The organism is Clostridioides sp. ZZV14-6153, from assembly GCF_020657855.1.
In the GTDB taxonomy this organism is placed as follows: Bacteria; Bacillota; Clostridia; order Peptostreptococcales; family Peptostreptococcaceae; genus Clostridioides.
Window position 1 is genome coordinate 1 of record NZ_JAGWCZ010000033.1, and the last position, 10,395, is coordinate 10,395.

Annotated in this window: 10 protein-coding genes; 9 read left to right on the plus strand and 1 reads right to left on the minus strand. The window is 29.5% G+C overall.

What is annotated here, in order from left to right; translation table 11 throughout:
* Positions 1-302 precede the first annotated feature (302 nt).
* The 8 genes from KGF46_RS19400 (at position 303) to KGF46_RS19435 (ending at position 8,172) form a co-directional block, all read left to right on the plus strand.
* Positions 303-962 carry a response regulator transcription factor gene (locus KGF46_RS19400; RefSeq protein WP_227828260.1) on the plus strand — a complete coding sequence of 220 codons (660 nt, stop codon included), beginning with the start codon at positions 303-305 and terminating at the stop codon, positions 960-962.
* Positions 963-1,158: 196 nt separating this feature from the next.
* A complete protein-coding gene (locus tag KGF46_RS19405; RefSeq protein ID WP_227828261.1) occupies positions 1,159-2,217 on the plus strand; it encodes a lysylphosphatidylglycerol synthase transmembrane domain-containing protein in 1,059 nt (352 codons plus the stop codon).
* Positions 2,218-2,461: 244 nt separating this feature from the next.
* Positions 2,462-4,606 carry a formate dehydrogenase subunit alpha gene (fdhF, locus tag KGF46_RS19410; RefSeq protein ID WP_227828262.1) on the plus strand — a complete coding sequence of 715 codons (2,145 nt, stop codon included), beginning with the start codon at positions 2,462-2,464 and terminating at the stop codon, positions 4,604-4,606.
* A 47-nt stretch (positions 4,607-4,653) separates the two neighbouring features.
* Positions 4,654-5,487 carry a formate dehydrogenase accessory sulfurtransferase FdhD gene (fdhD, locus tag KGF46_RS19415; protein ID WP_227828263.1) on the plus strand — a complete coding sequence of 278 codons (834 nt, stop codon included), beginning with the start codon at positions 4,654-4,656 and terminating at the stop codon, positions 5,485-5,487.
* 11 nt (positions 5,488-5,498) lie between these two features.
* Positions 5,499-5,672 carry a hypothetical protein gene (locus KGF46_RS19420; protein ID WP_227828264.1) on the plus strand — a complete coding sequence of 58 codons (174 nt, stop codon included), beginning with the start codon at positions 5,499-5,501 and terminating at the stop codon, positions 5,670-5,672.
* Positions 5,673-5,708: 36 nt separating this feature from the next.
* Complete coding sequence (locus KGF46_RS19425) at positions 5,709-6,260, plus strand: 4Fe-4S dicluster domain-containing protein (protein ID WP_227828265.1); 552 nt, start codon at positions 5,709-5,711, stop codon at positions 6,258-6,260.
* 20 nt (positions 6,261-6,280) lie between these two features.
* Positions 6,281-7,657 carry a [FeFe] hydrogenase, group A gene (locus KGF46_RS19430; protein WP_227828266.1) on the plus strand — a complete coding sequence of 459 codons (1,377 nt, stop codon included), beginning with the start codon at positions 6,281-6,283 and terminating at the stop codon, positions 7,655-7,657.
* Positions 7,657-8,172, plus strand: coding sequence for a 4Fe-4S dicluster domain-containing protein (locus KGF46_RS19435; protein WP_227828267.1), 516 nt, complete (start codon positions 7,657-7,659; stop codon positions 8,170-8,172). The genes KGF46_RS19430 and KGF46_RS19435 overlap by 1 nt, the downstream gene beginning before the upstream one ends.
* 83 nt (positions 8,173-8,255) lie before the next feature.
* On the opposite strand, the gene KGF46_RS19440 is transcribed toward KGF46_RS19435, so the two are convergent.
* Complete coding sequence (locus KGF46_RS19440) at positions 8,256-9,539, minus strand: conjugated bile salt MFS transporter (protein WP_227828268.1); 1,284 nt, start codon at positions 9,537-9,539, stop codon at positions 8,256-8,258.
* A 193-nt stretch (positions 9,540-9,732) separates the two neighbouring features.
* Here KGF46_RS19440 and KGF46_RS19445 point away from each other — a divergent pair, with 193 nt between their 5' ends.
* Complete coding sequence (locus tag KGF46_RS19445) at positions 9,733-10,155, plus strand: DUF3783 domain-containing protein (RefSeq protein ID WP_227828269.1); 423 nt, start codon at positions 9,733-9,735, stop codon at positions 10,153-10,155.
* The last annotated feature ends 240 nt before the right edge of the window (positions 10,156-10,395 follow it).

Consider the following 10,395-nt stretch of genomic DNA (forward strand, 5'->3'; position numbering starts at 1 on the left):
CATAATCTATCATTCGTAGTGTTAGGTTGCAAGTATTATTCTGACTTTTATTTATATTAAGACCTTGCCTTTCATCCTCACATCTAAAGAAGGGGGCTTTTCGGCAATTTTATTGTAAAATAAATATTAAGCGTTTAAAATATAAAATTTTTATGTTTGAAGTGTTAAAATGATTTTGTTGTAAAATATTAATTAATCGTTGTAAGTTATAATATAATAGTATGAGATTTTATATAAATTTATAAAGATATAATTAAATATATAAATTAAAGTGTAATTAAACATGTAATGGAGGTGTTAGTGTGTCTAAGATACTAGTAGTAGATGATGAATTAGATATGTTAAAGTTAATTGAAAATATATTAAAGAGAGATGGGCATGAAGTAAAGGTAATTAGTGATGTAGAAAATATTCTTGATATTGACTATAATCCTTTTAATCTAATAATATTAGATGTAATGATGCCTAAAATGGATGGTTTTGAAGTATGTAAAAATATAAGAAATAAGGTTGATTGCCCAATATTGTTTTTGACAGCTAAAAATATGGAAAGTGATGTTATGTATGGTCTTGGTATAGGGGCTGATGATTATATTACAAAGCCTTTTGGTGTAGGTGAGTTAAGAGCCAGAATAAATGCTCATTTGAGAAGAGAAAATAGAGAGAAAAAAAATTCATTAACTATATCAAATGTTCAATTTAATTTTTTGGGAAAAGAAATTTCTGTTGATAATAATAAGATAAATTTTACTAAGAGTGAGTATCTAATATGTGAATTTCTAGCAAAAAATAAGGGACAAGTCTTTTCAAAAGAAAGAATATATGAGCATGTATATGGATTTGATGGAGAAAGTGATATAAGTGTTATTACAGAACACATAAAAAATATACGAAGCAAGTTTAAATCTTATGATATTTATACAATAGAGACTGTATGGGGGATAGGATATAAGTGGGTATAATACTCAGTGCAAATACTGTATATATCTACAAAATGTTTGTAAAATATTAATCTATATATTAAAATTTAATTTATAGATTAATATTTTTTGTAAATGACAAAATTGTAAGGTATTTTGTTATAAAATATTAATATTAGTAGTGTATACTAATAATATGGTGTTTAATATAAATCTTGAGCAAAGGATGGTTTTTCTAATGGATAAACTAAAAAATATTAGGAAGAGCTTACTACAGTATACATTTTTATTTTTACTAATAGGTATAACAATTTACTTGGTATTTAAAACATTAGATATTAAGATGTTATCAAATGTTATAACTATGGTAGATAAAAAGTTTTTATTTGTAGGGGCTCTGGCAATAATGTCTCACATAATGCTTGAAGGATTAGTAATGAAGATAATTATAGAAAGTACTCACAAAGTCAATATTAGATTTATTGGTTTCAAGCTAGCCATTATGGGATTTTATTATAATCTAATAACTCCATTTGCTTCAGGAAGCCAACCAGTACAGATATATGTACTTAAAAAATGCAAAATGCCACTTAGTAAAGCAAGTGCAGTTGTTACAAATAAGTCTATTATTTTTCAAATAGTAGTTACTGTTTATTGCACAATATTAGTATTAATGAATCTAGCTATGCTAGAAAAACAAATGAAAGTAATCATGCCCTTAGTGTTTCTAGGAATAGCAATTAATTCATTTGTTTTAATTATGATAATTTTAGTTATTTTAAATCCTCAAAAAATAAAATATTTTATGAGAGTTTCAATAAAGTATTTAGCAAAAATTAAGTTTTTAAGATTCCTAGAGAGTAAAGTAGACTCTATAGAAAATTTTATAGATGATTATAGTAAAGCAATAAGTTTTTTTGCTAAAAATAAAAAAGTATTGATTTTAACTATTATAGTGACTTTTATTCAATTAAGTGCTTACTTTAGTGTTTCTTTTTGGATATATAAAGCATTTAATTTACAAGGTTATAGCTATATTTATATATTAACACTACAAGCTTTTTTATATATGGCAATATCACCAATACCAACACCTGGTAATGTAGGAGCTAATGAATTAGCATTTTTCACTATATTTAAATCAGTATTCCCTCAACCTCTAATGGGTTATGCAGTATTTTTATATGGTGGATTTATGTACTATTTGATTCTGATTGGAAGTGGTATCTTTACTGTAATCACTCACTATAGAATGAAAAATAGAATTGGTAGAAATGCCGTTTTAAGTGAAAATTAGATAAATCTAAATAAGCATATATTAAAAAATATGTCATAAGAACTATAATATTTTAATTAGATGATTAAAATATAAGAATTATTATGACATATTTTTTTTGAAATTTAAAAGGAATTGTGAGAAAATTGTTGAATTTAATAGATAATATTGCAAAATATTTGTAAATTTTGCATATTATAAAAATACTTCATTATCTTTAAGGTAAATTTTACTCATCAGGGGATAAATCTAAGGGGGGAAATGTATGGAGAAGAAAATTTTAACAGTTTGTCCATACTGTGGAGCTGGATGCCAATTATATCTAGTAGTAAAAGATAACAAGATATTAAGAGCAGAGCCAGCTGATGGTAGAACAAATCAAGGAAGTTTATGTTTAAAAGGTCGTTATGGATGGGATTTTCTAAATGACCCTAAAATTTTAACACCTAGACTAAAAAAACCAATGATAAGAAAACAAGGTGTGCTAGAAGAGGTTGAATGGGATGAAGCTATAAGTTATACAGCTTCAAGATTAAACGAAATTAAAGAAAAATATGGTCCTGATTCTATTATGGGGACTGGTTCTGCAAGAGGACCTGGTAATGAAGCAAACTATATAATGCAAAAATTTATGAGAGCTACAATAGGAACCAATAATGTTGACCATTGTGCTCGTGTCTGACATGCACCATCTGTAGCCGGTCTGGCTTACTCATTAGGTAGTGGTGCAATGTCTAATTCTATACCAGAAATAGAAAACGCAGATGTTTTATTTATATTTGGATATAATGGAGCAGATTCACATCCAATAGTTGCAAATAGAATAATTAAAGCTAAGAAAAATGGAGCTAAGTTAATTGTTACTGACCCTAGATTAACTGAGTCTGCAAGAATTGCTGATATACATCTACCTATAAAGGGTGGAACAAATATGGTTTTAGTAAATGCTTTTGGAAACGTTTTAATAGAAGAAGGTCTCTACAATAAAGACTTTGTTCAAAACCATACACAAGGATTTAATGAGTACAAAGAAATTGTTAAACCATATACAGCTAAATATGCTGAGAAGATGACAGGAATTCCAGAAGAGCTTATAAGAAGAGCTATGAGAGAATATGCAAAAGGTAAGAAGGCCATGATACTTTATGGAATGGGTGTCTGTCAATTTGGTCAAGCTGTTGATGTAGTTAAAGGGCTTGCCTCAATTGCTCTACTTACAGGCAATTTTGGTAGAGAAAGCGTTGGAATAGGGCCTGTACGTGGACAAAATAATGTTCAAGGAGCTTGTGATATGGGAGCTCTTCCTAATGTATATCCTGGTTATCAAAATGTAACTGATGATAAGATAAGAGAAAAATTTGAAAATGCTTGGGGAGTAAAGTTATCTCCTAATAATGGATATAGTTTAACTCAAGTTCCAAATTTAGTGTTAAAAGAGAAGAAGCTTAAAGCTTATTATATATTTGGGGAAGACCCAGTACAAAGTGACCCAGATGCATCAGAAGTTAGAGAGGCTTTAGACGAGTTAGAGTTTGTTGTTGTTCAAGATATATTTATGAATAAGACAGCTCTTCATGCTGATGTTATACTTCCAGCTACTTCTTGGGGCGAACATGATGGAGTATATACATGTGCAGATAGAGGATTCCAATTGATGAGAAAAGCTATAGAGCCACAAGGAGATGTAAAACCAGACTGGCAAATTATAAGTGAAATTTCTACAGCAATGGGATATCCTATGAACTATAAAAATACTAAAGAAATATGGGATGAACTTAGAGCATTATGTCCAAATTTCTTAGGCGCTACTTATGAAAAAATAGAGGCTCAAGGTTCTGTTCAGTGGCCTTGTAAGAGTGAAAGCATGGAAGACAAAGGAACTATGTATCTATATGAAGGACAAAAATTCTCTACTCCTAATGGAAGAGGTAATTTATTTGCTGCAGAATGGAGACCTCCTATGGAAGTTGAAGATGATGAATATCCATTTAGTTTATGTACTGTAAGAGAAGTTGGTCATTATTCAGTAAGAACTATGACTGGTAACTGTAGAACACTTAGTTCATTAGAAGATGAGCCAGGCCGTGTTCAAATAAATTGTAATGATGCAGATAGATTAGGAATTGAAGATGATGAATTAGTTAGAATTAGTTCAAGAAGGGGAAGTGTAATCACAAGAGCAACAGTAACTGATAGAGTTAAAGAAGGAGCGACATATATGACTTATCAGTGGTGGGTTGGAGCTTGTAACGAGCTTACAATAGCAAATTTAGACCCTATATCTAAAACACCAGAATACAAGTATTGTGCTGTTAAACTTGAAAAACTTGATGACCAAGAGTTAGCAGAGAAATGTGTAAGAGAAGAATATCAAAGTCTTAAAGATAAAATGACTGCCACAAATGTTTAGTAGTTATTAGATTGAGGGTTTATAGAAGGCGAAAGGGTAAATATCTTATGGAGAATATATACTCAAAAACTAAGTCACAAGAAAATAGTAAAGATGAAGTTTTTGAAAACAGTTATAGTTTGGTAGATTATAAATACATGAATTCTTTTAAGTTAGAAATAAGCAAAATAAATGAATATAATTTATCTAATGAATATGAAGAAATAATTGCAGAATATCCACTTAGCTTTATTTTAAATGATAAATACATAAATACATTTTTATGTACACCATATAATTTAAAAGAGCTTGTAGTTGGTTTTTTGAGAACAAAGGGATATATAGAAAATAAAAAAGACATATTAGATATAGAAATAAATGATAAGGAACGGGTTACAAAAGTAACTATTCAAGAGAAACATGATGATGAAGAGGAACAAATTATATTTTTAAACTCACTAGACTATATAAGGTGTACTCCTGTAGAGAGTAATATAAAAATAAATTATGATGAGATTTACAGTATAATGGATAAAAACTTAAATTCGTCAGAATTATTTAAAAATACGGGTGGAGTACACAGTGTATCCATATTTGATAATGATAAAAAAATAGTGACCTGTGAAGATGTAGCAAGGCATAACGCAATGGATAAAGCAATAGGATTTTGTGTTTTAAATGAAATATCATTAAAAAATAAGACTGTAGTTGTAAGTGGGAGAATATCTTTAGAGATGATACTAAAGGCAGCTATGACTCAAATCCCTATTGTAATATCAAAATCAGCACCAACTAATTTATCAATAGAGCTTTCTAAAAAATTAAATATAACTCTTATTGGATTTGTAAGAGGAAGACGAATGAATATCTATGCAAATTCACAGAGAGTTATCAAAAAGTGAGACTGAAGCGTATGTGTGCTAATAAAGAAGAGAAAAAATATTCAAGATGTGAAGTGTGTGGAGTAGTAATTGATGATACTGACAAAGTATATGCCAATAAGTATAATTTGTGTAAAAATTGCAAGCGAAATATAAGTATTGAAAAAACACTAAAATATATAAATATATATAATAAAAATAACTAGGGACTTAGAAATATACAAATTGAAAGGTGGGATAATATGAATAATAAAATAGGCTCTTTTGTAATAGCAGACCCAAGTAAATGTACTGGTTGCAGAACTTGTGAAGTAGCTTGTTTTACGATGCATAACCAACATAATAATGTAGGATATACGGTTGGGACAGTTGACATACCAGTTATACCTAGACTTTATTTAGTAAAAGGTGATACTTTCTGTATGCCAATACAATGTAGACACTGTGAAGATGCTCCTTGTCTAAATTCATGTCCACAAAAAGCTATAAACAAAGAGAACAACGTCATGTTTGTTAATGAAGAAAAATGTATAGGGTGTAAAACTTGTCTCCTAGCATGTCCTTTTGGAGCTATAGATTTACTTCCACAATATAAAGATGGGAAAGAAGTAGAACAAGTAATTTTGGAAGAAAATAAAAAAATAGCATATAAGTGTGATTTATGTAAAGACAACGAAAAAATAGCTTGTATAAGCGCATGTCCTCAAGATGCATTAAAACTTGTTACTCCAATAGATGACAAAAAAGCTAAGAATAGACAAGCTGCACTTAGCTTATTGTTGACAAATAAATAAAGGATAAAGGGGTGACGTTTATGATAATAAATATAGATAAAGATTTATGTACTGGATGCAGAGAATGTTCAAAGGTATGTCCAGTAAATGCTATTGAGGGGGAAGAAGGAAAACCACAAGAAATAAACTTAGATAGATGTGTTATGTGTGGTCAATGTGTTCAAATTTGTAAATCTTATGCTTCAGTTATAGATGAAGGATTTGAGTTTTTGAAAGATAAAAAACAAGAACGAAAAATACCAGAATCAATAAATGAACCTATATTCGCAGCACATAATGTATGTGATGTAGATAGGGTAAAAAAAGCTTTGAGTGACCCAGATGTATTTACCATGGTTCAATGTGCACCAGCAGTTAGAGTAGCTTTAGGAGAGGATTTTGGATACTATCTAGGATATTTAGGTGCTGGAAAAATGGCAGCAGCACTTAGAGCATTAAATTTTGATAGAGTTTATGATACTAATTTCGCAGCGGATTTAACTATAATGGAAGAAGGTAGTGAGTTAATTAAGAGAGTTACAGAAGGTGGAACTCTTCCAATGTTTACATCTTGTTGTCCAGCTTGGGTTAAATTTATAGAAAAAAATTATCCTAAATTAACTAATCACTTATCTTCTTGTAAATCACCTCAGCAGATGGGTGGTGCAATATTTAAGACATATGGCGCAGAAATAAATAATGTGGATGCATCTAAAATATTTAGTGTTTCTATAATGCCATGTACATGTAAAAAGTATGAATGTGATAGAGAAGAGATGGATTCTAGTGGATATAGAGATGTAGATGTAGTGTTAACTACTAGAGAGCTAGCTTACCTAATAAAAGACATGGGAATTGATTTTAAAAATTTAGGAGAAGAAAAGTTTGACAGCCCTTTAGGTAGTTACAGTGGAGCTGGAACTATATTTGGTGTTACTGGTGGAGTTATGGAAGCAGCTATAAGAACAGGTTATGAGCTTATAACTGGAGAAAGTATACCTAATGTAGAAGTAAAACAAGTAAGAGGAGAAAGTGGTTTTAGAAAATCAACTATTAAGGTAGGAGATTTAGACTTAAGAGTTGGTGTAGTAAGTGGACTGAAAAATGTAATACCAGTACTTGAAGATTTAGAAAAAGGAAAGTTGGATATAGATTTTATAGAGGTTATGACTTGTCCTGTTGGATGTGTAAGTGGTGGAGGTCAGCCAAAAATTTTACTAGAAGAATATAAAGACTTAGCCTATGAAAATAGAACAAAAGCAACATATGTGCATGACGAACACTTGGCAATTAGAAAATCTCATGAAAATCCTGACATCAAAAAATTATATGATGAATATCTAGTAGAGCCATTAGGAGAAAAATCTCATCATTTATTACACACTACATATTGTATAGGAAAGGAAGTGGCTAAGTAATGAATTATTTTGTTATAGCAGACCCTGATAAGTGCATAGGATGTAGAACTTGTATGATAGGATGTGTGGTTGCACATTCAGATGAAGATATTTTTTACAAAAGTCCAGATGAGATAAACTTTAACCCAAAACTTTCTGTCATAAAAACAAAGGAAGTTAGTGCTCCAATACAATGTAGACATTGTGAAGATGCTCCTTGTGCAAAGGCCTGTCCAAATGGAGGTATAGTTAGGGTGGGTAATACAATAAAAATAAATGAAGAAAATTGTATAGGATGTAAGACTTGTATGCTGGCATGTCCTATAGGAGCGATAGATATAGTTACACTAAAAGATGTAGATAAAGGAAAGCTTTGCTTTAGAGAAAGAATGACAGCAAACAAATGTGATTTTTGTATAGATTCACCAGAAGGACCAGCATGTGTAAATGTATGTCCAACAAAAGCATTTACTATAGTTAAAGATGAGGATATAGATAACACTGTTAAAAATAAAAGAAAGTTAGCTATATTATAATATAATTAATAAAAAGATGGAGTTCTAGTTGTTATTAGAGCCTCCATCTTTTTTGTATAATTTTTATAGAAATTAAGAATTAATTATTGTGCTAACTTATCTAACCTATCCTTATTTAGCTTTGCCATTCCCATAGAAGCTGTGATAAGTAAAGCATAAGCGACTATAACTGATAAAATTATAATAGACCAAGAGAATTTATAACCAAAATTATCAACGAGTAATCCAAATAATGTTGAACCAAGTGCAAATCCAATTGCAAAAATTAACTGAACAATCCCAAAAATACTGCCAAACTCCTTTTGACCAAAGAAAGTGCCTGTTAAATAAGCAGGTCCAATCATATAAGCAAATACAGAAAGACCCTTTAAAATAGCAAATACAAATGCAAGATTAGCAGATGTATCAACAAATAGTAGTGATAAAGTAGCCATAAGTACAAATATAAAAGATATAATCAGTGTTTTTATCTGACCAAATTTATCAAATAATAATCCTCCAAATAAATTACCAATAAGAGCAAATAAGGCAAAAGTAGAACCTACTGTTCCTATTAAAATTGGATTTATATAATTTCTAAGGTAGGTTGGATATTGTACAGATAATGATGAAACATATATACCTACAAAAGCAAATCCAATTGTCATAATCCAAAAATATTTATTCTTTCTAGCTTCTTTTAATGTATAACCCCATACTGAAGGGGAATTTTTATTAGATGTTTTGTCATTTTTTATTTTAGAGCTTATTTTCTCATTAGTATCTTTAGGCATTTTAAGCATAAATAATGTTACAGGTATACCAACTATTAGTGCTACAATCCCAAATATTAGATAAGAACGGCTGTATCCTTGAGATGCTAATGAGCGAACTACAAGTTGTTGTAGAAATATACTACCAATAGAGCCACCAGCAAAAGCAAATCCCATAGCTTTTCCTTTACTTTTTTCATCAAACCAAGCACTTATTAAAATTGGTATTCCTATCGCAGATATAATTGTAGCTCCAATTTGTACAATGCATGATACCGTATAAAATTGCCATAGTTCAGTACATATAGAAAATGTAGCAAAAGCAATGCTAGAAATTATACAGCCTAATAAATATAATATCTTAATATTGACCTTAGAAAATAATTTACCTATAAATGGTGATGCAATTGCTGAAGCAATAGTACCAAAAGTAAATATTAGAGAAAAAGATGCTAAGCTAAAACCTTCTCCTTCTACAACATAACTTATAAACTGGGGCTGTATACTTGCTACAATACTAAATGGTATAGCTTGTATCAACATACAACCAAGTACTATAATCCAAGCAGATGAAAAGTTTTTAATGCTAAAATTCTTGTTTAGTAGTGTCTTCATGGTATCATATCTCTCCTTTAGATTATAATTTGTAAATATTAATCTAATTATTCTAATTTTATATATTAGTTTTGGATAGTTGAATTAGTTATATGTAATTTGGGGTATTAATATAAAAATTATCTGTAAAAATTGATTATTTTAAATAGATAGGGTAAATTAAAATATATAGATAAATGAAAGGATGGATAAAATGTCATTTGAAAAAATAAATAATAATAATCTAGATAAAATACACAGCAGGAAGTGTATTATGTTTGTAAATTTTAATAAAAAAGAATTATCATTAATTAAAAATGTTAGTAATTTTGCTGGAATAAGAGACCATATCATTTTAAGTGATAAAAATGGTGAAAACATAGTAAGAGACATTTTGGATGGGAATATATCAAGTGAATGTGATAATGGAATTAAAAGTAAGTCTGTAATATTTAATAATATTTCCAGTACACAAGTAAATGCATTTTTAGAAGGATTGAAAAAAGTAAGAATAAATAGACCTTTTACAGCAATGGTAACTGAGACATCTATTGATTGGACATTAAATAATTTAATAGAAAATTTAGTTCAAGAACGCAATGCTATGTCTTCAGGAAAAACAATTGAGCATAAGTAAATTAGTTTTTAGAACCATCTTCTAATAAATTTAACCTCCTATGGCGAAATTCCTTTTCCTCGCCATAGGAGGTGGAGGATGTAAACCTAACCGATAGGTTATTTATTTTACTTGATTTTCAAAAATGTATTGTATTATAAAATCAGTAGCAAAAACTGAAAGGAAGTAATTACAATGAAATTAGATAGTAATAATCATTCAGTATTTTTGTTACACTATCACTTAGTTATGTGTATAAAA

Bases quoted from the DNA above. Each gene is read 5' to 3' on its own strand.
- KGF46_RS19405 (WP_227828261.1), top strand. From the start codon at position 1,159: ATGGATAAACTAAAAAATATTAGGAAGAGCTTACTACAGTATACATTT.
- fdhD (WP_227828263.1), top strand. From the start codon at position 4,654: ATGGAGAATATATACTCAAAAACTAAGTCACAAGAAAATAGTAAAGAT.
- KGF46_RS19420 (WP_227828264.1), top strand. From the start codon at position 5,499: ATGTGTGCTAATAAAGAAGAGAAAAAATATTCAAGATGTGAAGTGTGT.
- KGF46_RS19425 (WP_227828265.1), top strand. From the start codon at position 5,709: ATGAATAATAAAATAGGCTCTTTTGTAATAGCAGACCCAAGTAAATGT.
- KGF46_RS19430 (WP_227828266.1), top strand. From the start codon at position 6,281: ATGATAATAAATATAGATAAAGATTTATGTACTGGATGCAGAGAATGT.
- KGF46_RS19435 (WP_227828267.1), top strand. From the start codon at position 7,657: ATGAATTATTTTGTTATAGCAGACCCTGATAAGTGCATAGGATGTAGA.
- KGF46_RS19440 (WP_227828268.1), bottom strand. From the start codon at position 9,539: ATGAAGACACTACTAAACAAGAATTTTAGCATTAAAAACTTTTCATCT.
- KGF46_RS19445 (WP_227828269.1), top strand. From the start codon at position 9,733: ATGTCATTTGAAAAAATAAATAATAATAATCTAGATAAAATACACAGC.